At 73.2% G+C, this 25361-nt stretch carries 24 protein-coding genes; 21 read left to right on the plus strand and 3 right to left on the minus strand.

All coding sequences use genetic code 11. From position 1 onward, the window contains the following. The 6 genes from D9C15_RS30460 to D9C15_RS30485 form a co-directional block, all read left to right on the plus strand. A partial coding sequence (locus tag D9C15_RS30460) for a DUF3108 domain-containing protein (RefSeq protein WP_164886927.1) occupies nucleotides 1-887 on the plus strand: 887 nt, incomplete at its 5' end. Nucleotides 888-921: 34 nt separating this feature from the next. After that, a complete protein-coding gene (locus D9C15_RS30465) occupies nucleotides 922-1710 on the plus strand; it encodes an enoyl-CoA hydratase (protein ID WP_128003262.1) in 789 nt (262 codons plus the stop codon). 2 nt (nucleotides 1711-1712) lie between these two features. Continuing rightward, nucleotides 1713-2822, plus strand: coding sequence for an MlaE family ABC transporter permease (locus tag D9C15_RS30470; protein ID WP_128003263.1), 1110 nt, complete (start codon nucleotides 1713-1715; stop codon nucleotides 2820-2822). Next, the gene (locus tag D9C15_RS30475; protein ID WP_128003264.1) at nucleotides 2822-3589 is read left to right on the plus strand and encodes an ABC transporter ATP-binding protein; all 768 of its coding nucleotides are present in this window, start codon (nucleotides 2822-2824) and stop codon (nucleotides 3587-3589) included. Before D9C15_RS30470 ends, D9C15_RS30475 begins: the two co-directional genes overlap by 1 nt. Next, nucleotides 3579-4565: an MlaD family protein gene (locus tag D9C15_RS30480; RefSeq protein WP_128003265.1), complete on the plus strand. Its 987-nt coding sequence runs from the start codon at nucleotides 3579-3581 to the stop codon at nucleotides 4563-4565. The genes D9C15_RS30475 and D9C15_RS30480 overlap by 11 nt, the downstream gene beginning before the upstream one ends. Beyond that, nucleotides 4562-5200, plus strand: a complete 639-nt coding sequence (locus D9C15_RS30485; protein ID WP_164886928.1) for an ABC-type transport auxiliary lipoprotein family protein — start codon at nucleotides 4562-4564, stop codon at nucleotides 5198-5200. Before D9C15_RS30480 ends, D9C15_RS30485 begins: the two co-directional genes overlap by 4 nt. Nucleotides 5201-5215: 15 nt before the next feature. Here D9C15_RS30485 and D9C15_RS30490 read toward each other — a convergent pair whose 3' ends face one another. Next, a complete protein-coding gene (locus D9C15_RS30490) occupies nucleotides 5216-5773 on the minus strand; it encodes a pyridoxamine 5'-phosphate oxidase family protein (protein ID WP_128003267.1) in 558 nt (185 codons plus the stop codon). Between the two features lies 1 nt (nucleotide 5774). Further along, entirely contained in the window at nucleotides 5775-7292 is a 1518-nt protein-coding gene (gene lysS / locus D9C15_RS30495) for a lysine--tRNA ligase (RefSeq protein WP_128003268.1), read from the minus strand. A 77-nt stretch (nucleotides 7293-7369) separates the two neighbouring features. Here lysS and D9C15_RS30500 point away from each other — a divergent pair, with 77 nt between their 5' ends. The 15 genes from D9C15_RS30500 to D9C15_RS30570 all read left to right on the plus strand — a co-directional run bounded on the left by D9C15_RS30500 (nucleotide 7370) and on the right by D9C15_RS30570 (nucleotide 23262). Then, nucleotides 7370-8431: a Gfo/Idh/MocA family protein gene (locus D9C15_RS30500; RefSeq protein ID WP_128003269.1), complete on the plus strand. Its 1062-nt coding sequence runs from the start codon at nucleotides 7370-7372 to the stop codon at nucleotides 8429-8431. Nucleotides 8432-8435: 4 nt separating this feature from the next. After that, nucleotides 8436-9023 (plus strand): acyltransferase, encoded by a 588-nt coding sequence (locus tag D9C15_RS30505; RefSeq protein ID WP_128003270.1) that lies wholly within the window; start codon nucleotides 8436-8438, stop codon nucleotides 9021-9023. 8 nt (nucleotides 9024-9031) lie between these two features. Further along, a complete protein-coding gene (locus D9C15_RS30510; RefSeq protein ID WP_128003296.1) occupies nucleotides 9032-10129 on the plus strand; it encodes a DegT/DnrJ/EryC1/StrS family aminotransferase in 1098 nt (365 codons plus the stop codon). Then, nucleotides 10111-11559: a lipopolysaccharide biosynthesis protein gene (locus D9C15_RS30515; protein WP_128003271.1), complete on the plus strand. Its 1449-nt coding sequence runs from the start codon at nucleotides 10111-10113 to the stop codon at nucleotides 11557-11559. Before D9C15_RS30510 ends, D9C15_RS30515 begins: the two co-directional genes overlap by 19 nt. A 13-nt stretch (nucleotides 11560-11572) precedes the next feature. Next, a complete protein-coding gene (locus D9C15_RS30520) occupies nucleotides 11573-12235 on the plus strand; it encodes a class I SAM-dependent methyltransferase (RefSeq protein ID WP_128003272.1) in 663 nt (220 codons plus the stop codon). After that, the gene (locus D9C15_RS30525) at nucleotides 12232-13527 is read left to right on the plus strand and encodes a glycosyltransferase (protein WP_128003273.1); all 1296 of its coding nucleotides are present in this window, start codon (nucleotides 12232-12234) and stop codon (nucleotides 13525-13527) included. The genes D9C15_RS30520 and D9C15_RS30525 overlap by 4 nt, the downstream gene beginning before the upstream one ends. After that, nucleotides 13520-14203 carry a class I SAM-dependent methyltransferase gene (locus tag D9C15_RS30530; RefSeq protein ID WP_128003274.1) on the plus strand — a complete coding sequence of 228 codons (684 nt, stop codon included), beginning with the start codon at nucleotides 13520-13522 and terminating at the stop codon, nucleotides 14201-14203. The genes D9C15_RS30525 and D9C15_RS30530 overlap by 8 nt, the downstream gene beginning before the upstream one ends. Then, nucleotides 14200-15258, plus strand: coding sequence for a glycosyltransferase (locus D9C15_RS30535; RefSeq protein WP_128003275.1), 1059 nt, complete (start codon nucleotides 14200-14202; stop codon nucleotides 15256-15258). Before D9C15_RS30530 ends, D9C15_RS30535 begins: the two co-directional genes overlap by 4 nt. Further along, complete coding sequence (locus tag D9C15_RS30540) at nucleotides 15255-16469, plus strand: glycosyltransferase family 4 protein (protein WP_128003276.1); 1215 nt, start codon at nucleotides 15255-15257, stop codon at nucleotides 16467-16469. The genes D9C15_RS30535 and D9C15_RS30540 overlap by 4 nt, the downstream gene beginning before the upstream one ends. A gap of 20 nt (nucleotides 16470-16489) precedes the next feature. Then, a complete protein-coding gene (locus tag D9C15_RS30545) occupies nucleotides 16490-17176 on the plus strand; it encodes a class I SAM-dependent methyltransferase (protein WP_240668657.1) in 687 nt (228 codons plus the stop codon). Continuing rightward, nucleotides 17173-18333: a DegT/DnrJ/EryC1/StrS family aminotransferase gene (locus tag D9C15_RS30550; RefSeq protein WP_128003277.1), complete on the plus strand. Its 1161-nt coding sequence runs from the start codon at nucleotides 17173-17175 to the stop codon at nucleotides 18331-18333. The genes D9C15_RS30545 and D9C15_RS30550 overlap by 4 nt, the downstream gene beginning before the upstream one ends. Before the next feature lie 29 nt (nucleotides 18334-18362). Further along, a complete protein-coding gene (locus D9C15_RS30555) occupies nucleotides 18363-19367 on the plus strand; it encodes a KpsF/GutQ family sugar-phosphate isomerase (RefSeq protein WP_128003278.1) in 1005 nt (334 codons plus the stop codon). Nucleotides 19368-19371: 4 nt separating this feature from the next. Continuing rightward, on the plus strand, nucleotides 19372-19968 hold the full coding sequence (locus D9C15_RS30560; protein ID WP_128003279.1) for a sugar transferase: 597 nt from the start codon (nucleotides 19372-19374) through the stop codon (nucleotides 19966-19968). 82 nt (nucleotides 19969-20050) lie between these two features. Continuing rightward, nucleotides 20051-21952 (plus strand): polysaccharide biosynthesis protein, encoded by a 1902-nt coding sequence (locus tag D9C15_RS30565; RefSeq protein ID WP_128003280.1) that lies wholly within the window; start codon nucleotides 20051-20053, stop codon nucleotides 21950-21952. Next, nucleotides 21949-23262, plus strand: coding sequence for a capsular polysaccharide export protein, LipB/KpsS family (locus D9C15_RS30570; RefSeq protein WP_128003281.1), 1314 nt, complete (start codon nucleotides 21949-21951; stop codon nucleotides 23260-23262). Before D9C15_RS30565 ends, D9C15_RS30570 begins: the two co-directional genes overlap by 4 nt. On the opposite strand, the gene D9C15_RS30575 is transcribed toward D9C15_RS30570, so the two are convergent. Beyond that, nucleotides 23228-25234, minus strand: a complete 2007-nt coding sequence (locus D9C15_RS30575; protein ID WP_205854954.1) for a capsule polysaccharide biogenesis protein — start codon at nucleotides 25232-25234, stop codon at nucleotides 23228-23230. The genes D9C15_RS30570 and D9C15_RS30575 overlap by 35 nt on opposite strands. Nucleotides 25235-25361 lie beyond the last annotated feature (127 nt).

Genomic DNA, 25361 nt, shown 5'->3' on the forward strand with positions numbered 1-25361 from the left:
CGCGGCCGACGCCGCCGGCCTCGGCGCCGGCCGTGCCGCCGCCGCCCCCGGCGCCCGAACCGGCGCCCGAACCCGAACCCGAACCCGTGCCGCCGCCGCCCGCGCCGGCGACCGAGGCCGCGGTGGCCGAGTCGCCCGCGCCGGCGGCCTCCGAGCCGGCACCCGCGCTGGCCGAGGCCGTGCCCGCCGCCGAGCCGGCCGCCTCTGCCGCGGGCTTCGAGTGGCCCGGGGCGACGCGCCTGAGCTACAAGCTGACCGGCAACGTGCGCGGCGAGGTGCACGGCGACGCCCAGGTCGAGTGGATCAAGCTCGGCCAGCGCTACGAGGTGCACGTGGACATCACCGTCGGCCTGCCGTTCGCGCCGCTGCTGACGCGCCGCTCCACCAGCGCCGGCGCACTCACCGCGCAGGGCCTCGCGCCCGAGCGCTACGACGAAGAGACCAAGCAGGCCTTCCGCGACCGGCGCCGCCTGACGCTGCGTTTCGAGCCCGACGTGGTGGTGCTGCCCGACGGCCGGCGCCGCGAGCGCACGCCCGGCATGCAGGACGCTGCCAGCCAGTTCGTGCAGCTCTCCTGGCTGTTCACGACGCGCCCCGAGCTGCTGCGCGAGGGCGGCCGGGTCGAGTTCCCGCTCGCGCTGCCGCGCAGCGTCGACCGCTGGACCTTCGACGTGCTGGGCGAGGAGCCGGTGCACACGCTGTTCGGCGCGGTCGACGCCTTCCACCTGCGTCCGCGCCGCATGTCGCGCCCGGGCGGCGAGCTGGTGGCCGAGATCTGGTTCGCGCCGACGCTGCGTTACCTGCCCGCGCGCATCCGCATCCAGCAGGATGCCGAGACCTTCGTCGACCTGGTGCTGGCGCGCAAGCCCGAGCTGGGGGCGCCGTGACCCGTATAGTGCGTCGTCGCCAAGGAGATCGACGATGGCCTACGAAAACATCCTGACCGAAGTGCGCGGCAGCGGCGAGCGCCGCACCGCGCTGATCACGCTGAACCGCCCCAAGCAGCTCAACGCGCTGAACGACGCGCTGATGGACGAGCTGGGCGCTGCGCTGAAGGGCTTCGACGCCGACGAGGGCATCGGCTGCATCGTGATCACCGGCAGCGAGAAGGCCTTCGCGGCCGGCGCCGACATCGGCGCGATGGCGCGCTGGACCTTCATGGACGTCTACAAGAGCGACTACATCACGCGCAACTGGGAGGAGCTGCGCCGCATCCGCAAGCCGGTGATCGCCGCGGTGGCCGGCTTCGCGCTGGGCGGCGGCTGCGAGCTGGCGATGATGTGCGACATGCTGATTGCCGCCGACAGCGCGAAGTTCGGCCAGCCCGAGATCAAGCTCGGCATCATCCCCGGCGCCGGCGGCACGCAGCGCCTGCCGCGCGCGGTGGGCAAGGCCAAGGCGATGGACCTGGTGCTGACCGCACGCATGATGGACGCCGCCGAGGCCGAGCGCGCCGGCCTCGTCTCGCGCGTGGTGCCGGCCGCCGAGCTGCTCGACACCGCGCTGGCCGCGGCCGCGCAGATCTGCGAGTTCAGCGGGCCCAGCGTGATGATGGCCAAGGAGTGCATCAACCGCGCCTACGAGAGCACGCTGGCCGACGGCATGATGTTCGAGCGCCGCATGTTCCATGCGCTGTTCGCCAGCGAAGACCAGAAGGAAGGCATGGACGCCTTCGTCAACAAGCGCAAGCCGGCCTTCAAACAGCGCTGACGATGGCCGGCGCGCCCTGGTTCGAGCTCGAGCGCACGCCCGACGGCGCGGTGCTGAAGCTGGCCGGGGCCTGGCGCATGGCCGGCCTGGCCGAGATCGACGCCGCGCTGGCCACGCTGGTGCTGCCGCAGAGCGTGCGCGTGGACGGCAGCGCGCTCACCGAGCTCGACAGCGCCGCCGCGCTGGTGCTGCTGCGGGCCTTGCAGCGCGGCGCCGAGCCGCCGCCGCAGCACGGCTTCGCGCCGGCCCATGCGCGTGTGCTCGAGCGCGTGCGCGAGCACCTCGCGGCGGACCACGCCGCGCCGGCACCGCCGCGCGTCGGCGTGCTGGCCTGGGTGGGTCAGGCCGCCACCTACGTGCTGCACCTGCTGCGCGGGCACCTGGCCTTTCTCGGTGCCACCTGCGTCGCCCTGGCCGAGGTGCTGCGCCGGCCCGGCCGGCTGCGCTGGCGCGAGCTGACCGTGCAGATCGAGCAGACCGGACTGAACGCGCTGCCGGTGGTGGCGCTGGTCACGCTGCTTATCGGCATCGTGATCGCCTACCTGCTCGGCCTGCAGGCCAGCAAGTACGGCGCCAACATCTTCGTCGTCGACGGCGTGGGCATCGGCGCGACGCGCGAGTTCGCGCCCATCATCGTGGCGGTGATCGTGGCCGGGCGTTCGGGCGCGGCCTTCACCGCCCAGCTCGGCGCGATGAAGCTGACCGAGGAGACCGACGCGATCCGCACGCTCGGGCTGTCGCCGGCGCAGGTGCTGGTGCTGCCGCGGGTGCTGGCGCTGGCGATCAGCCTGCCGCTGCTGGTGTTCGTGGGCGACGTGATGAGCCTGGTGGGTGCGATGGCGATCGCCCAGCCCATGCTCGACCTGACGCCGGCCGCCTTCCTGGCCCGGCTGCACGAGGCCCTGGACCTGCGCCACGTGGTCATCGGCCTCGTGAAGGCGCCGGTGTTCGCGCTGGCCATCGCGCTGATCGGCACGCGCATGGGCATGACGGTGGAGCGCGACACGCGCGCGGTCGGCACGGCCACCACCTCCACGGTGGTGCAGAGCATCGTCGCGGTGATCCTGCTCGACGCGCTGTTCGCGGTGCTCCTCCAGGCCATGGGGCTGTGATGGGCGGGGCCGATGCGCCGGTGATCGAGGTCGACGGCATCGTCACGCGCTTCGGCGCGCAGACGGTGCACGACGGCGTGAGCTTCGGTGTCGGGCGCGGCACCTTGGTGGGGCTGATCGGGGCCAGCGGCACGGGCAAGTCGGTGCTGCTGCGCGAGATCATCGGGCTGCAGCGGCCCACGGCCGGGCGCGTGCGGCTGTTCGGGCAGGACGTCTGGTCCGCCGCGCCCGACGATCTGGATGCGCTGCGCCAGCGCTTCGGCATGATGTTCCAGGACGGTGCGCTGTTCTCCTCGCTGTCGGTGGCGCAGAACATCGCGGTGCCGCTGCACGAGCACACCCGGCTGTCGGTGCCGACCATCGAGGCGCTGGTGGCGCTGCGGCTGCGCCAGGCCGGGCTGCCGCCGGAGGCCGGCGCGAAGCGGCCGAGCGAGCTTTCCGGCGGCATGCGCAAGCGCGCCGCGATCGCGCGGGCCATCGCGCTCGAGCCCGAGGTGCTGTTCCTCGACGAGCCGACCTCGGGGCTGGATCCGATCACCGCACGTGCCTTCGATCGCCTGGTGCGCTCGCTGGTCGACGACCTCGGGCTGACCGTCTTCCTCGTCACGCACGACCTCGACACGCTGCTGACCGTGGTGGACCGTCTGATCGTGCTGGCGCGCGGCGAGGTGCTGGCCGACGGTCCGGTGCCCGAGGTGATGCGCGTGGACGACCCGTGGCTGCGCGAATACTTCTCGGTTCGTACAATGGTCCGCGATGGAAGCTGAGGCGCGCTACACCTGGGTCGGTGCCGCGGTGCTGGTGCTGGCGGCCGCGCTGGTGAGCGCACTGGTCTGGCTGAACGATCCGGCGCGCGGCAACGACTACCGCCGCTACGCGATCCACTTCGAGCGCCAGGCGCTCGACGGGCTGCAGGTCGGCGCCGACGTCACGCTGCGCGGCATCAAGGTCGGCCGGGTCGACGACTACGCGCTGTCCGACGAACGCTTCAACCGCGTGCGCGTGGTGGTGCGGGTGGACCGGCGCGCGCCGGTGCTGAGCAACACCGAGGCGGTGGTGACGCGCAACTTCGTCACCGGCATCGCCGCGATCGCGCTGGTCACGCGCGAGCCGATCGGCCTGCCGCTGACCGCCGTGCCCGAGGGCGAGGACTTCCCGGTCATCGCCGAGGGCCGTTCGGACCTGGACGAGATTGCCGGCCGGGTCAACAAGGTCGGCGAGATGGCCGCGCTGGCGCTTTCCAACATCAACCAGCTGCTCAATGCCGACAACCGCCAGGCGCTGCGCGACACGGTGGACAGCGTGCGCAAGCTGTCCGACGGGCTGAACGAGCGGCTCGCCACGCTCGACCGCGCGCTCGCACAGGTGGCTCGCGCGGCCGGCGAGGTGGGTGCGGCCTCGACGCGGCTGGGGGCCTCCGGCGAGCGCATCGCCGCGGTGGTGGAGCGCGACGGCGCGCGCCTGGACGAGGCGCTCGTCGAGACGCAACGCACGCTGGAGGACGCCCGCCGCGCGCTGCAGCAGGTGGCCAGCACCAGCGTCGCGGTGCAGGAGCAGGTGGCCGCGACGGTCAAGCGATTCGAAACCAGCGCCACCGGCCTGGACGATCAGCTCGGCGCGGCGGTCGGCGAGCTGCGCCTGAGCATCGAGGCCGCGACACGCGTCGTCGACCGCCTGCGCGACCCGCGCGCGGCGCTGCTCGGGCCCGGCAAGGCCCAGCTCGGCCCGGGGGAGAAGCGGTGAGGCGCGCGCTGCTGCTCGGCGGGCTGGGGGCGCTGGCGGGTCTCGGTGGCTGCGTGTCGGTGGGCATCGGCAACGAGGCCGCGCTCGACACGCAGTTCGCGCTGCGCGATGCCGGTGCCGGCGCGGCGCCGGCGCGGCGCGCCCAGACGGTCGTTCCGGCGCTCGTGATCCAGGCCGTGCCGGCCGACGCGCTGGGCGACACCACCGCGATCGCCTACTCGCGCCGCCCTGGCGAGTACGCCTTCTACCAGCTCGCCAGCTGGACCGAACGCCCGGTGCGCGCGCTGCCGCGCCTGCTGCAGCGCCGGCTCGAGGCCAGCGGACTGGCCGGCGCCGTCGGCCTGGCCGGTGAGCCGCTGCGCAGCGACTGGCTGCTGCAGCTCGGCGTCGATGCCGTGGTGCACGACCTCGCCAGCGAGCCCGGCGCCGGCCGCATCGCCCTCACGCTCGAGCTGTTCGACCGGCGCAGCCGCACGCGGGTGGCGCGGCGCAGCTTCGAGGCCAGCGTGCCGGCACAGCGCGCCGATTCGGCGGCCGCGGTGGCGGCGCTGTCCCAGGCCCTGGCGCAGGTGTTCGATGCCGCGCTGCCGTGGCTGGAGGCGGAACTGCAGCGGCCTGCGGTGGCCGTGCGCTGACGGTCAACAGCCTCGTCAGGGCTGCACCCAGCGCGCCCCCTGCCCATCGAAGATCGCGCGCCGGTGCCCCTGGGCATGCAGCTCGAGCCAGTCGACCGCGTCGACCGTGGCGTCGATCACCGCGAAGTAGTCGCGCTTGACGGTGCCGTGCGTGGGCGGCGCCAGCGCGTCGAGCGGGGCGCCGGGCGGCAGCGGCGAGAGGTAGTCCTGCGCCGCCGGCGAGAGCTTGATGCGGGCCCAGCGCGACGAGGCCGCCAGGCCGGACATCTCGACCGCCAGGCGCACCCGGCAGCGCAGCTGCCAGCCGAGCGGTTGCGACCACATCACCATCGTGCCGAGCGGGCGGTTGAGCAGCTGGCGCACCTTGCCGGCCCGCTCGTCGGTGTAGAAGAGCAGCTGCTTCTGGCGCGCATCGACCTCGCGGATCACCACCAGGCGCGCATCGGCGCGTTCGCCGTCGACGGTCGCCAGCACCGCGGTGCGCCACGGGTGCGCCTTGTCGGTCGCGCAGGCAGCGAGCTCGCGCCACACGGCCGACTCGACCTCCTCCAGCGTCGTCAGCCGCCCGTTCATCTCAGCCTTCCTTGCGCAGCGAGGGGAACAGGATCACGTCGCGGATGCTCGGGCTGTCGGTCAGCAGCATGATCAGCCGGTCGATGCCGATGCCGCAGCCGCCGGTGGGCGGCATGCCGTACTCGAGCGCGCGGATGAAATCGGCGTCGTAGTACATCGCCTCCTCGTCGCCGGCCTCCTTGTTGGCCACCTGGGCCTGGAAGCGCGCCGCCTGGTCCTCGGCGTCGTTCAGCTCGGAGAAGCCGTTGGCGTACTCGCGCCCGGTGATGAACAGCTCGAAGCGCTCGGTGATGGCCGGGTTGGTGTCGGAGGCGCGCGCCAGCGGCGATACCTCGACGGGATAGTCGATGATGAAGGTCGGGTCCCAGAGCTGCTCTTCCACCGCGGCCTCGAACAGGCCGAACTGCAGCTCGGGCAGGCTCCAGTGCGCCGGCGGCTCCTCGCCGAGCGACTTCAGCTTCGCGTGGATGAAGGCCGCGTCGACCGCCTGCTCGGCCGTCAGGCCGGCGTGCGCGACCAGTGCGTCCTTGACCGACAGGCGTGCGAAGGGCTTGTCCAGGTCCACCGGCCGGCCGGCGTAGGTGAGCGTGGCCGAGCCGGTGGCCATGCGTGCGGCATGGCGCAGCACGCCCTCGGTGAAGTCCATCAGGTCGTGATGGTTCCAGTAGGCCGCATAGAACTCCATCATCGTGAACTCCGGGTTGTGCCGGACGCTGATGCCTTCGTTGCGGAAGTTGCGGTTGATCTCGAACACACGCTCGAAGCCGCCCACCACCAGGCGCTTGAGGTACAGCTCGGGCGCGATGCGCAGGAACATGTCCTGGTCGAGCGCGTTGTGGTGCGTGACGAAGGGCTTGGCGTTCGCGCCGCCCGGGATCGGGTGCAGCATCGGCGTCTCGACCTCGAGGAAGCCGTGCTCGACCATGTAGCCTCGGATCGAGGCCACCGCCTTGCTGCGCGCCATGAAGCGCAGCCGCGCCTCCTCGTCGGTCATCAGGTCGACGTAGCGCTGGCGGTACTTCTGCTCCTGGTCGGTCATGCCGTGGAACTTGTCCGGCAGCGGGCGCAGGCTCTTGGTGAGCAGGCGCAGCGAGGTGACCGTGATCGTCAGCTCGCCGGTGCGGGTGCGCATCAGCGTGCCCTCGGCGCCGAGGATGTCGCCCAGGTCCCAGTGCTTGAAGGCCTCGTAGGCCTCGGCGCCGAGGTGGTCGACCGTGGCGCGCAGCTGGATGCGGCCGGAGGCGTCCTGCAGCGTCGCGAAGCTGGCCTTGCCCATGATGCGCTTGAGCATCATGCGCCCGGCCACGCACACCTTCACCGCCTGCGGCTCGAGCGCCTCGTTCGGCATGCCGCCGTACTGGCGCTGCAGGTCGGCGCTGCGGTGCTTCGGCTTGAAATCGTTCGGAAAGGCGGCCGTGCCGTGTTTCTTGGCGTGGGCGCGGATCGCGGCGAGTTTCTCGCGGCGTTCGGCGATCAGCTGGTTGTCGTCGGCGGGGGGCGGGGAGCGGTCGTCGGCCATGGTGTCCTGCGGTTCGGCCCGCGATTTTAGGCGGTGTTCCATCTCGTAAAATCGCGCGCTTCGCCTGCCCGCCACCCATGCACGTCCGCCGCGCGCCCATCACCGACCGGAAGATCCGTTTTGCGCTGGTCGGTTGCGGCCGCATAGCGGCCAACCACTTCGAGGCGATCAAGGCGCATGCCGCGCGTTGCGAGCTGGTGGACCTGTGCGACGTCGACCCGGCCGCGCTCGCGGCCGCCGTCGAGCGCACCGGTGCACGCGGCCATGCAGACCTGAGCGCGCTGCTGGCCGCCACCACGGCCGACTGCGTGATCCTCACCACGCCCAGCGGCCTGCACCCGGGCCAGGCGATCGAGATCGCGAAGAGCGGGCGCGACGTGATGACCGAGAAGCCGATGGCCACGCGCTGGAGCGACGGCCTGGCGATGGTGCGCGCCTGCGACGAGGCCGGCGTGCGCCTGTTCGTGGTCAAGCAGAACCGGCGCAACCGCACCTTGCAGCTGCTCAAGCGCGCCGTGGCCGAGGGCCGCTTCGGCCGGCTCTACAGCGTGGCGGTCAACGTGTTCTGGACGCGCCCGCAGGCCTACTACGACAGCGCCGCCTGGCGCGGCACCTGGGAGTTCGACGGCGGCGCGTTCATGAACCAGGCCAGCCACTACGTCGACCTGCTGGACTGGATCGTCGGCCCGGTGGAGAGCGTGATGGCCTACACCGGCACGCTGGCGCGCGCCATCGAGGTGGAAGACACCGGCGTGGCCGCGCTGCGCTGGCGCAACGGCGCGATGGGCACGCTCAACGTGACCATGCTGACCTGGCCGAAGAACCTGGAGGGTTCGATCACGCTGCTGGGCGAGCGCGGCTCGGTGCGCATCGGCGGCGTGGCGGTCAACAAGATCGAGCACTGGGCCTTCGACGCGCCGCACGAGATGGACCGCGAGATCGACGAGGCGAGCTACCAGACCACATCCGTCTACGGCTTCGGCCACCCGCTCTACTACGACAACGTGATCAACACGCTGCGCGGCGAGGCCGAGCCCGAGACCGACGGCCGCGAGGGCCTGAAGTCGCTCGAGCTGCTGATCGCGATGTACCTGTCGGCGCGCGACGGCAAGCGCATCAGCCTGCCGCTCTCGTACTGAAGCCATGGGCACCACGATCCACCCCAGCGCCATCGTCGACGACGGCGCGGTGCTCGGCGAGGACTGCCGCGTCTGGCACTTCGTGCACATCAGCGCCGGGGCGCGCATCGGCGCGCGCTGCTCGTTCGGGCAGAACGTCTACGTCGGCAACGACGTGCTCATCGGCCACGACGTGAAGATCCAGAACAACGTCTCGGTCTACGACGCCGTCACGCTCGAGGACGAGGTGTTCTGCGGCCCGAGCATGGTGTTCACCAACGTCTACAACCCGCGTGCCGCGGTGCCGCGCAAGACCGAGTACCGCCGCACGCTCGTGAAGCGCGGCGCGACGCTGGGCGCCAACTGCACCATCGTCTGCGGCGTGACGATCGGCGCGTTTGCCTTCGTCGGCGCCGGCGCGCTGGTCAACCGCGACGTGCCGGACTTCGCGCTGATGCTCGGCGTGCCGGCGCGCCAGGCCGGCTGGATGAGCCGCCACGGCGAGCGCCTCGCATTGCCGCTCGAAGGCGACGCCGAGGCGCGCTGCCCGGCCACCGGCGAGCGTTACGTTCTGCGCGGCGGCTTGTGTTCGCCGGCGGAGGAGGCGCGATGAGCGACGCGCTGCCCTTCATCGACCTGAAGGCCCAGTACGCGGCGCTGAAGGACCGCATCGACGCGCGCATGCAGGCCGTGCTCGACCACGGCCAGTACATCATGGGCCCGGAGGTCAAGGAGCTCGAGGAGCGCCTGGCGGGTTGGACCGGCGCGGCGCACTGCATCACCGTGGCCAGCGGCACCGAGGCGCTGCTGATCGCGCTGATGGCACTCGACCTGAAGCCCGGCGACGAGGTGATCACCTCGCCCTTCACCTTCGCCGCCACGGCCGAGATGATCGTGCTGCTGGGCGGCCGCCCGGTGTTCGTCGACATCGAACCCGACACCTGCAACCTCGACGCCACGCTCGTCGAGGCCGCGGTCACGCCGCGCACGAAGGCGATCATGCCGGTCAGCCTGTACGGCCAGACCGCCGACATGGACGCGCTCAACGCCATCGCCGCGCGCCACGGCCTGGCCGTGATCGAGGACGCGGCGCAGAGCTTCGGCGCCACCTACCGCGGCGCGAAGAGCGGCAACCTGTCGACCCTCGGCTGCACCAGCTTCTTCCCGAGCAAGCCGCTGGGCTGCTACGGCGACGGCGGGGCCGTCTTCACCAGCGACGCCGCGCTCGCGCAGGCCTGCCGCGAGATCCGCGTGCACGGCCAGAGCGCGCGCTACAGCCACACCCGGCTCGGCGTCGGCGGGCGCATGGACACGCTGCAATGCGCCGTGGTGCTGGCCAAGCTCGAGCGCTTCGAGTGGGAACTGCAGCGCCGGCACGCGCTCGGTGCGCGCTACCAGCGCCTGCTCGGCGAGATCGGCGTCGAGCGGCTCGCGGTGCGGCCCGAGCGCACCTGCGTCTGGGGCCAGTACACCGTGTTCGTCGACGACCGGCCGCGCGTACAGGCGGCGCTGCAGGCGCGGGGCATCCCGACCGCGGTGCACTACCCGAAGCCGCTGCATCACCAGGGCGCCTATGCCGCGTACGCGCCGGCCGATGCCTGCCCGCACGCCGTGCGCGCCGCGCAGCGCGTGCTGAGCCTGCCCATGAGCGCGGACCTCACCGATGCGCAGCAGGACCGCGTCGTCGAGGCGCTGGCCGCGTGTCTGCGTTCGGCCTGAAGGGACTGCGCGGGGATACCGCGCTGTACGCGCTCGCGGTCGGGCTCGACCGCCTGCTCGCCTTCCTGATGCTGCCGTTCCTGACGCGCCTGATCGCGCCGCAGGACTTCGGCGCCTGGACGCAGACCGCCGTCAGCGCCGGGCTGCTGGTGCCGCTGGTGCTGTTCGCCTTCCCGACGGCGATCGTGCGCAGCTTCTCCGGCGGCGGCGGCGAGTGCCGGACCTTCTTCGACCGGCTCGGTGGCATCGCCGCGGGGCTGTACCTCGTGGCCGCGGGGGCCGTGCTCGCCGCCGGCGGCGCGGTCGCGGGTTGGGTCTACGGCGACCCGACGGCCCGCGCACTGCTGCCGGCGCTGCTGCTGTGGGTGGCCGCCGACGCCGCGATCGAGTTCGGTGTCGCCTGGCTGCGCGCGGCCGGCCGCATGGGCCGCGTGGCCGGTGTGCTGATCGGGCGCAGCCTGGTGCGCTACGGCACGCTGCTGGCGCTGGTGGGCGGCGGCGAGCCGCCGCTGGCCGTCTGGCTGATGCACTTCGCGCTGCTGCAGGCCGGCTACGGCGTGCTGGTCGTGCTGCTGTCGCGCGCGCAGCTCGGCCCGCCGGCCGCGGGCCAGCCGCACGCCGCGGAACTGCGCGAGCTGCTGCGCTTCGCGCTGCCGCTGGTGGCGCTGGCCGGCTTCACCTCGCTGAACGCGGTGCTCGACCGCTACCTGCTGCTGCGCACGCTCGACCTGCGCGGCCTGGCGGTGTACGCCGCGGCGCAGTCGCTGGCCAACATCCCGACGCTGTTCCACACGGTGCTCGGCTTCACGCTGTTCCCGGTGCTGGCGCGCCACTGGCACGCCGGCATGGTCGACAAGGCCTCCGGACTGGTGGCGCGCTCGCTGCAGGCCTACCTGTTCCTCTGCGTGCCGGTGGCGCTGCTCATCACGCTGGCCGGCCCCTGGGGCCTGCCGCGTCTCACCACCGCGCACTACGGCGCGCCGCTGTCGCTGTTCGCGGCGCTGGGTGTCTCGGTGGTGGCCTTCGGCGTCTACCAGATCCTGCTCTACGCGCTGCTGCTGGACGGCCGCAGCGGCCAGGTGCTCGGGCTGGCGGTGCTCGCCACCGCGGTCAACGCCGGGTTGAACCTGCTGCTCGCGCCGCGTTTCGGCGCCACCGGCGCGGCGGCGGCGGTGGCGAGCGCCAACCTGCTGATGTCCGCCCTCGCCGCGCGCCTGGCGCATGCGGTGCTGCCCTGGCGCTTTCCCTGGACCGGTGTGGCGCGCATCGGGGCCGGGTCGCTGCTGGCCGCGCTGCCGCTGGCCTGGGCCGCCGCGCAGCAGCAGCCCTCGGCCATGCTGATGCTCGGCGCGGCGCTGCTGGCCGCGGCGCTCTACCTCGGGCTCGACCTGGCACGGCCGGGCTCGATCGCCCGCAGCATCCTGCCCTGACAATGCGCGGCCGATGAGCAGCCCTCCCGACCAGTTCTCGTTGACGCAGCGGCAGTACCTCGCCGGGCTGGACTTCTTCACCTGGACGCGTCACTTCCACGTGCTCAAGGACCTGCTCGCGCATGTCGGCAGCGACGGCGCGGTGTTCGAGGTCGGCACCGGCGACGGCGTGCTGCGCCGCTGCCTCGAGCCCTTCGTCGGCGGCTACACGGTGATGGACCTGAACCCGCACCTGAAGCCCGAGGTGCTGGGCAACCTGCTCGAGCCGCAGCCGCAGCTCGCGGGCCGCTTCGACGCCGCGGTCTGCACCGAGGTGCTGGAGCACCTGCCGTTCGCCGACTTCCCGCGTGCGCTCGCGCAGCTCGCCGCCGTGCTCAAGCCCGGCGGCCGGCTGTTCCTGACCGTGCCGCACCGCAAGGGCCACCTGCTCGTCGTCTCGCCGCGCCAGCGGCTGCGCACCTGGCGCTTCCCGTTCGGCACGACGAGCCTGTCGGAGGCGTACAACCGCTTCGTGCGCCGGCGCATCTGGATCGACCCGAATCACTGCTGGGAGATCGGCGACGGCACGGTGACCCGCGCGCGGGTCGAGGCCGCGTTCGCCGCAACGGGTTTCGAGACCGAGTCGTTCCTGCCGCTGCCCTACTGCGACTACTGGGTGCTGGTGCGCCGGTCATGAAGGTCTTGCTGCTGAGTCACTACTACCCGCCGATGGGCGGGGCGGGCGTGCAGCGCGCGCTGAAGTTCAGCAAGTACCTCGGCGCCGAAGGCGTGCAGGTGAGCGTGCTGGCCGGGGACGACCCGGGCTACACACGCGACGACTCGCTGCTGGCCGAGATCCCGCCCGGGCTGCGGGTCGAGCGCGTCGCGCACACGCCGCTGCTGCAGCGCCTGGTGCGGCGCCACGCGGCCGCGCCGGCGGGCGCGGCGCCGGCGGCGTCGGCCGCGCGGCCGGCCTGGCGCGATGCCGCGCTGGCCGCCTGGGGCAGCCTGCAATGGCCCGACGGCCAGGCCGGCTGGGCGCGCCGCGCCCACGCCGTCGCGACGCGCCTGGTGCGCGAGCAGGGGCTGGAGCTGATCCTCAGCAGCGCGCCGCCGGTGTCCTCGCACCGGCTCGCGGCGCGCCTGGCGCGCGAGCTCCGCCTGCCCTGGGTGGCCGACTGGCGCGACCTGTGGACCGACAACCCGGCCTATGCCGCGCCGGCCTGGCGCCGTGCCGCCGACCGCGCGCTCGAGACGCGGCTGCTCGACAGCGCAGCCGGCGTCGTGACAGTGACGCCGACCTTGCAGCGTGTGCTCGCCGCCCGGCTGGGCGGGCGCCGCGAGGTGGCGCTGATCCCGAACGGCTACGACGAGGCGGACTTCGCGGCGGTCGAGCCCGTGCCGGCCGAGCCGGGCACCTTCCGCGTCGTGCACGCCGGCACGCTCTACGGCCACCAGTCGCCGCTGCCGCTGCTGCTCGCCGCCGACCGCCTGCTGACGGCCCAGCCCGCGTTGGCGCAGCGCCTGCGCCTGCGCCTGGTCGGTCTGGTCGGCGCGCGCTTCGAGACCATGCTGGCCGAGTTCGCCGCGGTGCACCCGGGTGTGCTGGAGCGGCGCGGCTATGTCGAGCACCACCAGGCGGTGGCCGAGATGCAGGGCGCCGACCTGCTGCTGTTGATCATCGGCGGCGGTGCCGCGGCGCGCGGCGTGCTGTCGGGCAAGGTGTTCGAGTACCTGCGCGCGCGCCGCCCGGTGCTGCTGATCGGCCCGACCGACGGCGACGCCGCGCAGCTGCTGCGCGCCCATGCCGCCAGCCGCGTGGCCGAGGAGGGCGACGTGGCCGGCATCGCCGCGGCGCTGGGCGCGGCGCTCACGGGCGGCTACGGCAGCGTGCCGGACGCGGCGCGCCCCGAGCTGTTCGAGCGCCGCGCGCTGACGGCGCAGCTGGCGGTGTTCCTGCAGCGCTGCGCGGAACGCCGCCGTGGCTGAGCTCGAGCGGGCTGCCGCGCGCTACCGCGAGCGCGACGCGAGCGCGGCGCTGACCGGCTTCTGGTCGCTGCGCAACCCGGCCGTGCTACACGTGGCGCAGGAGCGCGAACGCGTCGCGCTGCAGCTGCTGGCCGCGGCCGGCATCGAGCTCGCCGCGCTGCGCGTGCTCGACGTCGGCTGCGGCTTCGGCCTCGAGTTCACCAGCCTGCTGCGCTGGGGCGTGCGCGGGCAGACGCTGGTCGGCATCGACCTGATGCACGAGCGCCTGCGCGTGGCGCGCGGCCACAGCCCGGCGCTGCTGGTGCAGGGCAGCGGCACCGCGCTGCCGTTTCCCGATGCCTGCTTCGATCTCGTGACGCAGAACGTGGTGTTCAGCTCGATCGTCGACCCTGCAGCGCGCCGCGCCAGCGCCGCGGAGATGCTGCGCGTGCTGCGCCCGGGCGGCTGGCTGCTCTGGTACGACGCCTTCCGCACCCGCGCGCGCGACCCGCATTTCCGTGCCGTTCCGCGCAGCGAGGTGGAGGCGCTGTTCCCGGGTGTCGCCTGGCGCTGGCGCAGGCTGACCTGCGACATCGGCATCGCCGCCCGCCTGCGGCGCGTGCCGGGTGCGCTCGCGCTGCTGGATGCGAGCGGGCTGGCGTGCACGCACCTGATGGGGTTGGGGCGGCGGCCGTGACGATCCATCTGTGCCTGCTCGGCCACGCGCCGAGCATCCACCTGCAGCGCTGGGCGACGGCGATGGTCGAGCGCGGCTTTCGTGTCAGCGTGGTCAGCGCCGAGCCGCAGGCCATCCCCGGTGTCGACCTGCACCTGCTGCCGCATGCCGGCGCGCTCGGCTGGTTTGGCCGCGTACCGGCCGCGCGGCGCCTGCTGGCGGCACTCGCGCCCGACGTGGTGCACGGCCACTACGTCACCTCGTACGGCATGCTGGCCGCTGCCGGCGGGCGCCGGCCGCTGGTGCTGACGGCCTGGGGCTCGGACATCCTGGTCTCGCCGCGCGAGAGCGGGCTGGTGCGCGTGCTGACCGGCTGGATGCTGCGCCGTGCCGCACTGGTCACCGCCGATTCGCGCGACGTGCTCGAGGCGATCGCGCGCTACCGGCCGACGGCACGGCTCGAGGAGATCTTCTGGGGCGCAGACACCGAACGCTTCGTGCCGCTGTCGCCCGAGGCGAAGCCGGCGGGCTTCCACGTCGCCAGCCTGCGCGCCTGGGAGCCGAACTACCGCATCGAGGTCATCGTCGAGGCCGTCGCGCGGCTGCGGGCGAGCGGGCCGGCGACACTGCACCTGTTCGGCAGCGGTTCCGGCGCGGCGGCGCTGCGCGCGCAGGTGGCGCGCCTCGGGCTGGACGATTCGGTGGTGTGGCATGGCCAGGTCGATGCGGCGCAGCTGCCGGCGCGGCTGGCTGCCTGCCAGGTGTCGGTGTCGGTGCCGGCCAGCGATGCCACCTCGGTGTCGCTGCTCGAGTCCATGGCCTGCGGCCTGCCGGTGGTCGTGTCCGACCTGGCGGCGAACCGGCAGTGGGTGAGCGGCGCGGGCGGCATGGTCGTCGACGGGGCCGACCCCGCGGCCGTCGCCGCTGCGCTGCAGGCGCTGCGCGACGATCCGGCGCGCCGCGCCGCGATGGGGGCGCACAACCGCCGTGTGATCGAGGCACGCGCGTCGAGCCGCGTGCAGATGGACCGCATGGCGCAGCTCTACCGTGAGCTGCTGGAGCGCCGGCCGTCATGAGGCTGCTGCTGATCAACCACTACGCCGGCTCGCCGCGCCACGGCATGGAGTACCGGCCGTACTACCTCGCGCGCGAATGGGTGCGCGCCGGGCACGCGGTGCAGATCGTCGGTGCCACCTACTCGCACGTGCGCAGCGTGCAGCCCGCGGCGGGCGTCGAGCTCATCGACGGCATCGCCTACCGCTGGCTGGCCACGCCGCGCTACCGCGGCAACGGCGTGGGCCGGGTGCTCAACATCGCGGTGTTCCTCGGCCGGCTGTGGCGCCAGGCCGGCCACTGGGCGCGCCACTTCCGCCCGGACGTGGTGATCGCGTCCAGCACCTACCCGATGGACTTCTGGGTCGCGCGGCGCATCGCGCGGCTGGCCGGGGCGCGGCTGGTGCACGAGATCCACGACCTCTGGCCCGCGTCGCCGATCGAGCTCTCCGGCATGTCGCCCGCGCACCCGTTCATCCGCCTGTGCCAGAAGGCCGAGGACGATGCCTGCCGCGACGCCGACCGCGTGGTCTCGATGCTGCCCAAGGTGGCCGGGCACCTGGCCGCGCACGGGCTCGACCTGGCCAAGCTGCACATCGTGCCGAACGGCATCGTGCCGGAGGACTGGTCCGGCGCGCCCGCGCCGCTCGTGCCGGCGCTGGCCGCGCACCTGGCCGCGCAGCGCGCGCAGGGGCGCACGATCGTCGGCTACGCCGGCTCGCACGGCGAGCCGAACGCGCTCGACGTGCTGCTCGACGCGGCGGCCATGATGAAGGACGAGCCCTTCGCCTTCGTGCTCGTGGGCAGCGGCCACGAGAAGGCGCGCCTGGCGCGGCGGGTGGCCGACGAACGCCTCGCCCACGTCGCGCTGTTCGAGCCGATCCCGAAGGCGCAGATCCCGGCGCTGCTGGCGGCCGTGGACATTGCCTACATCGGCTGGAAGCGCCAGCCGCTGTACCGCTTCGGCATCGCGCCGAACAAGCTGATGGACTACATGATGGCCGGCGCCCCGGTGCTGCATTCGGTGGACGCCGGCAACGACCCGGTGGCCGAGGCCGGCTGTGGGCTGACCGTCGCGCCGGAGGACGCGGCCGCGGTGGCGGACGGCCTGCGCCGGCTCGCCGCCTTGCCGGCCGGGGCACGCCGCACGATGGGCGAGCGTGGCCGCGCCTTCGTGCTGGCGCACCACACGTATCCCGTGCTGGCGCGGAAGTTCATCGAGGCGGTGACGTGACTCCCCCCCGGAGCGCCGGCGTGAACGACGAGGCTCGCGCCGTCGCCGAGCGCTACGCGCGTCGCGGCGAGAGCGGCCGCTACAGCTTGCTGCGCCCGGAGGTGTGGCAGATGGTGCACGAGCGGCAGCGGGCGTTCGTGGCGCTGGCCGGGTCGGTGGGCCTGCCGGACTTCGCGACGCTGCGCCTCGTCGAGGTGGGCTGCGGCAGCGGCGCCAACCTGCTCGAGCTGCTGCGCTTCGGCTTCCGCGCCGATCACCTCGTCGGCATCGAGCTGCTGCCGGAGCGGCTCGCCCAGGCGCGCGAGCGCCTGCCCGCGGCGCTCGTGCTGCACGCGGGCGATGCTACGGCGATCGATCTGCCTGCGGCATCGCAGGACATCGTGTTCGTCTCGACGGTCTTCTCCTCGCTGCTCGACGCGGCCTTCCAGCAGCGCCTGGCCGACACGCTGTGGCGCTGGCTCAAGCCCGGCGGCGGCGTGCTCTGGTACGACTTCACCGTCGACAACCCGCGCAACCCCGACGTGCGCGGCGTGCCGCTCGCGCGCCTGCGGCAGCTCTTCCCGCATGGCCGCGTGACGGCGCGCCGCGTCACGCTCGCGCCGCCGCTGGCGCGCGCCGTCGTGCGCCTGCACCCCGCGCTCTACACTGCCTGCAACACCGTACCCTGGCTGCGCACCCACGTGCTCGCCTGGATCGCCAAGCCATGACCGAACCCTTTCTTCCCTTTGCGCTGCCGGAGATCGGCGAAGAAGAGATCGCCGAGGTGGTGGACACGCTGCGTTCCGGCTGGGTCACCACCGGGCCGAAGACACGCCGCTTCGAGACGGACTTCGCCGCCTGGCTGGGCGCGCCGGGCCTGCACGCGATGGCGGTCAACTCGGCCACCGCCGGGCTGCACCTGGCGCTCGAGGCCCTGGGCATCGGCCCCGGCGACGAGGTCATCACCACCACCCACACCTTCACCGCCACCGCCGAGGTGGTGCGCTACCTGGGCGCCGACGTGGTGCTGGTCGACATCGACCCGGCCACGCTGTGCATCGACGCAGCGGCCGCGGAGCGTGCGATCACGCCGCGCACGAAGGCGCTGATCCCGGTGCACTACGCCGGCCTCGCGGCCGACATGACCGCGCTGCTCGCGCTGGCGCAACGGCACGGCCTGAAGGTGGTGGAGGACGCGGCGCACGCGCTGCCTACCACGCACCGCGGCGCGCTGGTCGGCACCCTGGCCTCGGACGCGACGGTCTTCAGCTTCTACGCCAACAAGACCATCACCACGGGCGAGGGCGGCATGGTGGTCACGCGCGACGCCGCGCTGGCGCAGCGCATCAAGGTGATGCGCCTGCACGGCATCAGCCGCGACGCCTTCGACCGCTTCACCGCCAAGGTGCCGAGCTGGTACTACGAGGTCGTCGCGCCGGGCTTCAAGTACAACCTGACCGACATCGCCGCGGCACTCGGCCTGCACCAGCTGCGGCGCGCGGAGGCATTCCAGCGGCGCCGCGCCGAGCTCGCCGCGGCCTACGACGAGGCCTTGCGGGACTTGCCGCTGCTGCGCCCGCCGCGACCGCCGGCCGGCGACACGCATGCCTGGCACCTGTACGTGGTGCGCCTGGCCGACGGCGCGCGGATCGCGCGCGACGCCTTCATCGAGGCGCTCTACGCCGCCGGCATCGGCTGCAGCGTGCACTACATCCCGCTGCACCTGCAGCCCTACTGGCGCGAGCGCTACGGCCTGCGGCCGGAGCAGTTCCCGCACAGCCAGCACGCCTACGAACGCATGCTCAGCCTGCCGTTCTACACGCGCATGACCGAGGCCGACGTGCAGCGGGTCGCCCGCGCCGCCCGCGAGGCCCTGGCCGCCTAGAATGCCCGGCTGCCCTGCCAGCCGACCCGATGACCACCTCTGCCGTGCCGACCCCCGCCGCGCCCGACGACGTGCAGCTGCTCGCCCTCGCGCACCGCACCCTCGACATCGAGGCGGCCGCGCTGCAGGGCCTGAAGGCGCGTGTCGGCGACTCCTTCGTCGCCGCGGTGCGCGCGATCCTGGCCTGCCGCGGCCGGGTGGTCGTGATGGGCATGGGCAAGAGCGGCCACGTGGGCCGCAAGATCGCCGCGACACTCGCCTCCACCGGCACGCCGGCCCTCTTCGTGCACCCGGCCGAGGCCAGCCATGGCGACCTCGGCATGGTCACCGCCGGCGACGTGGTGCTGGCGATCTCCAACTCGGGCGAGAGCGACGAGCTGGCCGCCATCCTGCCGGCGATCAAGCGCCTGCTCGTCACGCTGATCGCGATGACCGGCCGGAGCGAGAGCACGCTGGCGCGGCATGCCGACCTGGTGCTCTCGTGCGCGGTCGACCAGGAGGCCTGCCCGCTGAACCTGGCGCCCACCGCCAGCACCACGGCGCAGATGGCGCTCGGCGATGCGCTGGCCGTGGCGCTGCTGGACGCGCGCGGCTTCCGCGAGGAGGACTTCGCGCGCTCGCACCCCGGCGGCGCGCTCGGCCGCAAGCTGCTGACCCATGTGCACGACGTGATGCGCTCGGGCGACGCCGTGCCCGCGGTGGCGCCCGAGACCGGCCTGGTGGACACGATGCGCGAGATGACGCGCAAGGGCCTGGGCGCCACCGCGATCGTCGATGCGCAGCGCCGCGTGCTGGGCATCTTCACCGACGGCGACCTGCGCCGCCTGATCGAGGCCGGGCGCGACCTGCGCGAGCTGCGCGCCGGCGACGTGCTGCACCCCGGGCCCAAGACCGTGCGCAGTGACGCGCTGGCCGTCGAGGCGGCCGACCTGATGGAGCTGCACCGCATCACCAGCGTGCTGGTGGTCGACGCCGAGGGGCGCCTGGTCGGCGCGCTGAACTCGAACGACCTGATGCGCGCGAAGGTGATCTGACGCGGTGGCCAAGCGGGTGTTCGACGTGCTGGTCGCTGCACTCGGTCTGCTGCTGCTGAGCCCGCTGTTCATGCTGATCGCGCTGGCTGTCAAGCTCGACTCGCCGGGCCCGGTGTTCTTCCGCCAGGAGCGCGTCGGCCGCCACGGCGTGCCGTTCCGCATCCACAAGTTCCGCAGCATGCACGACGGTGCGGCCGGCGCGCCGATCACGGTCGGCGACGACCCGCGCATCACGCGCACGGGCCGCTGGCTGCGCGCGACCAAGCTCGACGAGCTGGCGCAGCTGGTCGACGTGCTGGTGGGCGACATGAGCCTGGTCGGGCCGCGCCCCGAGCTGCCGCGCTACGTGGCGCTGTACCCGCCGGCGCTGCGCGACAAGGTGCTGTCGGTGCGGCCCGGCATCACCGACCCGGCGTCGATCGAGTACCGCGACGAGAGCGCGCAACTGGCGCGCGCCGCCGACCCGGAGCACGAGTACGTGCACGTGGTGCTGCCGCGCAAGCTGCGTCTGGCCGAGGCCTATGTCGAGCAGGCCTCGCTGGCGACCGACCTGCAGGTGATCTGGCGCACCGTGCGCGCGGTGTGGGGGAGGGCGGCATGAGGGCCGAGCGCCGGGCCGCTCCCAAGCCGGCCCGCATCCCCTCGGGGGATCGGCCGACGTACTCGTCGGACGAGGGGCAGACATGAACTGGCTCGCGCTCGACACCCTGCTCACGCGCATCCGCCCGCACCGGCAGCTGTTCGCGCTCGCCATCGACGGCCTGGTGATCGTGGTGTGCTGGAACGCCACCTACCTGTTCCGCCTCGGCTTCGAGCGCTGGGTCTCGGCCCGGCCGGCCTACGACACTCCGGTGCTGGCGGGCCTGGTGGCGCTGTACCTGGCGGTGTTCCTGGCCTTCGCGGTGCCGCGCGGCATGTGGCGCTTCACCGGCTTCGGCGACATCAAGCGGCTCGGCCTGGCCTGCGCGCTGGCCGGCGCCGTGGGGGCGGCCGCGGTGATGGGCCTGGGGCTGCGCGGCGTGCCGCGCGCCGTGCTGGCGCTGCACCCGTTCGTCACGCTGATGGGGCTGACGCTGGTGCGCGTGGCCTACCGCATGCTCTACGAGCACATGCGCAGCCGCATCACCGGCCGCGCGACCGAGACGCGCCGCGCGCTCATCCTGGGCGCCGGCGGCGCGGCGCGGCGGCTGATCGCCGGCGTCGCGGGCGACGGCTGGACCGTCGTCGGCCTGCTCGACGACGACCCGGTCAAGCAGGGCGCGCGCATCGGCGGCATCCCGGTGCTCGGCCGGCTCGACACGGTGGCCGAGCAGGCGGCGCTGCACGGCATCACCCACCTCGTGATCGCGATGCCGACCGCCACCCGTGCACAGCGCCGCCGCGCCATCGACCTGGTGCTGCCGACCCGGCTGCCGGTGCTGACCGTGCCCAACGCCAGCGAACTGCAGGAGGGCACGCGCCAGCGCGTGCGCGACATCGAGCCGGAAGACCTGCTCGGCCGCGAGCCGGTGGTGCTCGACGAAGCCGGCATCGGCGAGACGCTGGCCGGCCGCACCGTGCTCGTCACCGGCGCGGGCGGCAGCATCGGCGCCGAGCTGTGCCGGCAGATCGCACGCTACGGGCCGGCGCGGCTGGTGCTCTACGAACTCAGCGAGTTCAACCTCTACGCCATCGAGCAGGAGCTGGGCGAGTCGCACCCCGGCCTGCCGCTGGTGCGGCTGGTGGGCGACGTGCGCGACCCGGAGCACCTGCGCGCCGTGTTCGGACAATGGCGCCCGCAGATGGTGTTCCACGCCGCGGCCTACAAGCACGTGCCGCTGATGGAGCAGCACAACGCCTGGGCGGCGCTGCGCAACAACACCTTGGGCACCTGGTTCGCCGCGCGGGCCGCGGCCGAGGCGGGGGCCGAGCGCTTCGTGCTGATCAGCACCGACAAGGCGGTCAACCCGACCAACGTGATGGGTGCGACCAAGCGCGCCGCCGAGATGGCGATGGGCCTGCTCGCGCCGCGCCACCCAGGCACGCGTTTCATCGCGGTGCGCTTCGGCAACGTGCTGGGCTCCAGCGGCAGCGTGATCCCGAAGTTCAAGGAGCAGATCGCACGCGGCGGGCCGGTCACCGTGACCCACCCGGACATCATCCGCTACTTCATGACCATCCCCGAGGCGGCGCGCCTGGTGCTGCAGGCCGCGGCGATCGGGGAAAGCGGCCAGGTGCTGGTGCTGGACATGGGCGAGCCGGTGCGCATCGTCGACCTGGCGCGCGACATGATCCGGCTCTCCGGCCACGGCGACGACGAGATCGAGATCGTCTTCACCGGCCTGCGCCCGGGCGAGAAGCTGTACGAGGAACTGCTGGCCGACGCCGATTCGACGCTGCCCACCCCGATCGCGAGCATCCACCTGGCGCGCCTGGGCGGCGGCGTCGAGCGGGTGGCCGCGCTGCTGGACCGGGCGGCAGGCGAGGCCCCGGACGGCGATGCACAGGTGCGACAGTGGCTGGCCGAGGCGGTGCCGGAGTACCGGGTCCACCCGGCGCAGGAGGCGCCCGCCGTGGCGGAAGTGCGACAATCGGCGGCTCCATGAACATCGCCTACGTCGACCCGGCCTACAGCCGCCATTTCCAGGCGCTGGCCGGCGTTCTGGCGCGGCGCACCGGCGGGGAGGTGGTGGCACTGCTGTCGTCGCCGGCCTACCGGCTCTACACCGGCGCAGACCGGTCCATCGTCTGGCAGCCCGGGTTGTCCGACCATCTGCGCGAGCTGCCGCCGGAGTTCGAGCACGCCACCTGGGCGCCGATGCAGGACCCGCGTTCGATGGCGGTGTTCGCGCATGCGGTGGAGTGGTTCAAGCAGCGCTTCGCGCAGGAGTGCATCGAGCTGTGCCTGGTGTTCTCCGACGCGCGGCCGTTCTCGGTGGCGGCGCGGCTGGCGGCGCAGGAACTCGGCGTCGTGATCCTGTACTTCGAGCGCGGCGCGTTCCGGCTGATGACCTCCAGCCTCAGCACCCTGGGCCTGAACTCGCGCTTCAGCCTCAGGCGTGCCGAGGCGCTGCCCGGCATCACCGGCATTGCGGAGGACGCGCCGCTGACGCCGCGGCGCTCCGAGCCCTGGCTGCGCACCCGTTTCGCGCTCTTCCTGCTGCGCAACCTGCTGGCCTGCCTGCTGCAGCCCGACCGGGCGCGCATGCAGCACAAGCGCTACGCAGTCGGCCCCTACCTGCGCCTGGCCTGGGCGCAGTGGCTCACCGAGCACCACCTCGCCAGCGAGCACGACGAGGCGCTGCCGGCGCGCAAGGGTCGCGCGCTGATCGTCGTGCCGCTGCAGCTGCAGACCGATTCGCAGCTGGTGCTGCACTCGCCGTTCGAGAACAACCAGGCCTTCATCGACTTCCTCGCCGCCGAGGTGACGCGTGTCGCGCCGAACGCGGTGCTGCTGTTCAAGCGCCACCCGATGGATGCCACGCGCTACCGGCTGCCCGAGGGCGCGCGCATGGTCGGCGGCAACCTCGGCCGCTTCCACCGCGCCCGACCGGTGGTGGTGTGCATCAACTCCACGGTCGGCTTCGAGTCGCTGGTGCGCGGCGAGCGGGTGATCTGCTTCGCGCCGAGCTTCTATGCCGACGCGCCCAGCCTCGTGACGGCCACGCAGGTCGACTTCGCGCAGCGCCTGGCCGAGGTGCTGGCGGGCGACGGCGACCGCGAGGCCGGGCAGGCGCTGCGCGCCACCGTGCTGCGCTGCTACCAGGCCCCCGGCGACGCCTGGGCCTACACGGCCCAGGACATCGAGGCCACCGCGGAGATCGCGCTGAAACATTTCCGCGCCGCGCGGCTGTCGCTGGTGCGGCGTGCCGCACCGGCGGTCATCGACGTCGAAGCCGATCGCGCCATCGCTTGACCTGCCGCAGCGCCCGCAGCACCGGGCGCTCCGGCGGCGGCGCGCTCTCGGCCCAGTGGGCCAGTTCGTACAGCACGCGCTCGGGTGTCGTGAACGCGCCGCTGCGGCGGCTCACGTAGGTCGGGTAGAGGATCAGCGCGGCCGCCACCAGCTCGTCGAGCGTCGCGCGGCGCGTGCGGCGCGGATGCGGCAGCACGTCCTCGGTCAGCCCCCAGCCGGCGTAGAAGGGCTGGCCGTGGCAGACCACCGGCTTGCCGCGCAGCAGGGCCTCGAAGCCGGCCAGCGAGGTCAGCACCTGCAGCTCGTCGACCGCCTCCAGCAGGCGGTGCATCGGCGCATCGGTGACGATCTCGTCGCACCAGCGGCGCGCCTCGTCGGCATGCGCATCACCCGGACGCTTGCCGGCCAGCACGTCGGGGTGGGGCTTGTAGACGAGGTGGGCGTCGGGCCGGCGCTCGCGCGCCGCGCGCAGCAGATCGAGGTTGCGCCGCAGGCCCGGCGCGCCGTAGGCGATCGAGGCGTCGTTCTCGACCTGGCCGGGCACCAGCACCACCGGCCGACCGCCGGCCGGGCGCTGCCAGGCGCCGGCGCCGACGTTGTACTTGGTCACGCCGGACGCGACGATCGCGGCACGCAGCGAACGCGCCCGCTCGAGCAGCGCGGGCTCGAAGCCGCCGCACTCGAGCAGCTGCTCCAGCGCCGAGGGTTGTGTGGCGTCGTAATACATGCCCACCACATCGACCACCCAGGACAGCGGCTGGACCCAGTTCGCCCCCAGGCCTACCGAGCGCAGGAAGCCGTCCTCGACGCGCAGCAGCGGCGCGCCGCCGGTCTCGGTGACCGGGTCGCCGTCCTTGGGCCGGCCCCACACCGCGCGGGCGCCGGCCGCGCCGAGCGGCTGCGGGGCGTCGACGAACTGCAGCGTGCTGCCGGCGAGGAACAGGCGTGCGATCGGCTTCTTCCAGTCCGAGAAGGCGACCGCCTGCACCTGCGCCGGGAAACGCGCGCGCTGGCGGCGCTGCAGCGCCATCCAGGCGATGGCCCGTTCGGGCTCGCAACGCTCGAAGGTCTCGGGATCGAGGTAACGCGGGTGCTCGATCAGCGCGGCGTGCACCAGCGCCGGCAGCGTGGCCGCGCCGCGCCGCGGCGGCGCCGGCAGGGCATCGTGCGTCAGGCCCCAGCCGGCGTAGAAGGGCATGCCGAAGCAGCGCACCGGCTTGCCCCACAGCAGCGCCTCGAAGCCCATCTGCGAGGTGACCACGTAGACCGCCTGCGCCGCCTCGAGCAGCGCCGGCGGATGCGAATCACTCGCCAGCAACGTGACCCGGGCCGCCTGGCCCGGCGACAGCGCGCCGAAGTGGGCGCGCTTGCGGCCGGCGATCACGTCCGGATGCACCTTCAGCACCACCGGCAGCATGGGGTGCTCGTCCAGCGCGGCCTCGAGCATGCGGGTGAAACTCGCCGCGTCGGCCAGGCCGTAGGCGATCGAGGCGTCGCCGAAGGTCTGGTCGACCACCAGCACGAACGGCCCGGGCACCGGCGGCGGCAGCTCGCGGGCGTGGTTGTACTTCGACACGCGCGCCGCGCACCACTGCTGCGCGAGCGCCTGCGCACGCACCTGCTGCGCCGCGTCGACGCCGCGCGCGACCAGCTGCTCGAGCCGCGACGGCCGGCGCGCGTCGTAGTAGACGCCGACCGGGTCGACCGACAGGCTCAGCACGATGGACCCGTCGCCCGGCTCGATCGAGCGCAGGAGGCCGTCCTCGACGGCGTAGTACGTCATGCCGATGCGCTGCGCATACGCGGCGCTGGCGGCGAACACACCCTTCAGGCCCCAGCCGACGATGCCCAGCGCGCCCGGGCCGGGCCGGCCGACGGGCTGGTAGCGCAGCGGCGCGCCGAGAAAGCGGTCCAGGTGCGGCCGCATCCACGGGCCGACGTGGCGGGTGACGTAGAAGCCGTCCACGCTCATGCCCGATCGGGTGCCGGCGCGGGCTCGGTACGTTGGTGCTGCCGAGCATCCGTCTGCGACATGGAACACTGGGAGCGGGTCGGGGACCGCGATGATAGTCTGTCGCTCCGACGCGACCCGGCTGTGC

The organism is Piscinibacter defluvii (assembly GCF_004011805.1).
GTDB classification, from domain to species: domain Bacteria; phylum Pseudomonadota; class Gammaproteobacteria; order Burkholderiales; family Burkholderiaceae_C; genus Piscinibacter; species Piscinibacter defluvii.

Coding starts and splice junctions, on each gene's coding strand:
- D9C15_RS30465 (WP_128003262.1), top strand. CDS start 922: ATGGCCTACGAAAACATCCTGACCGAAGTGCGCGGCAGCGGCGAGCGC.
- D9C15_RS30470 (WP_128003263.1), top strand. CDS start 1,713: ATGGCCGGCGCGCCCTGGTTCGAGCTCGAGCGCACGCCCGACGGCGCG.
- D9C15_RS30475 (WP_128003264.1), top strand. CDS start 2,822: ATGGGCGGGGCCGATGCGCCGGTGATCGAGGTCGACGGCATCGTCACG.
- D9C15_RS30480 (WP_128003265.1), top strand. CDS start 3,579: ATGGAAGCTGAGGCGCGCTACACCTGGGTCGGTGCCGCGGTGCTGGTG.
- D9C15_RS30490 (WP_128003267.1), bottom strand. CDS start 5,773: ATGAACGGGCGGCTGACGACGCTGGAGGAGGTCGAGTCGGCCGTGTGG.
- lysS (WP_128003268.1), bottom strand. CDS start 7,292: ATGGCCGACGACCGCTCCCCGCCCCCCGCCGACGACAACCAGCTGATC.
- D9C15_RS30500 (WP_128003269.1), top strand. CDS start 7,370: ATGCACGTCCGCCGCGCGCCCATCACCGACCGGAAGATCCGTTTTGCG.
- D9C15_RS30505 (WP_128003270.1), top strand. CDS start 8,436: ATGGGCACCACGATCCACCCCAGCGCCATCGTCGACGACGGCGCGGTG.
- D9C15_RS30520 (WP_128003272.1), top strand. CDS start 11,573: ATGAGCAGCCCTCCCGACCAGTTCTCGTTGACGCAGCGGCAGTACCTC.
- D9C15_RS30525 (WP_128003273.1), top strand. CDS start 12,232: ATGAAGGTCTTGCTGCTGAGTCACTACTACCCGCCGATGGGCGGGGCG.
- D9C15_RS30540 (WP_128003276.1), top strand. CDS start 15,255: ATGAGGCTGCTGCTGATCAACCACTACGCCGGCTCGCCGCGCCACGGC.
- D9C15_RS30550 (WP_128003277.1), top strand. CDS start 17,173: ATGACCGAACCCTTTCTTCCCTTTGCGCTGCCGGAGATCGGCGAAGAA.
- D9C15_RS30555 (WP_128003278.1), top strand. CDS start 18,363: ATGACCACCTCTGCCGTGCCGACCCCCGCCGCGCCCGACGACGTGCAG.
- D9C15_RS30565 (WP_128003280.1), top strand. CDS start 20,051: ATGAACTGGCTCGCGCTCGACACCCTGCTCACGCGCATCCGCCCGCAC.
- D9C15_RS30570 (WP_128003281.1), top strand. CDS start 21,949: ATGAACATCGCCTACGTCGACCCGGCCTACAGCCGCCATTTCCAGGCG.
- D9C15_RS30575 (WP_205854954.1), bottom strand. CDS start 25,234: ATGAGCGTGGACGGCTTCTACGTCACCCGCCACGTCGGCCCGTGGATG.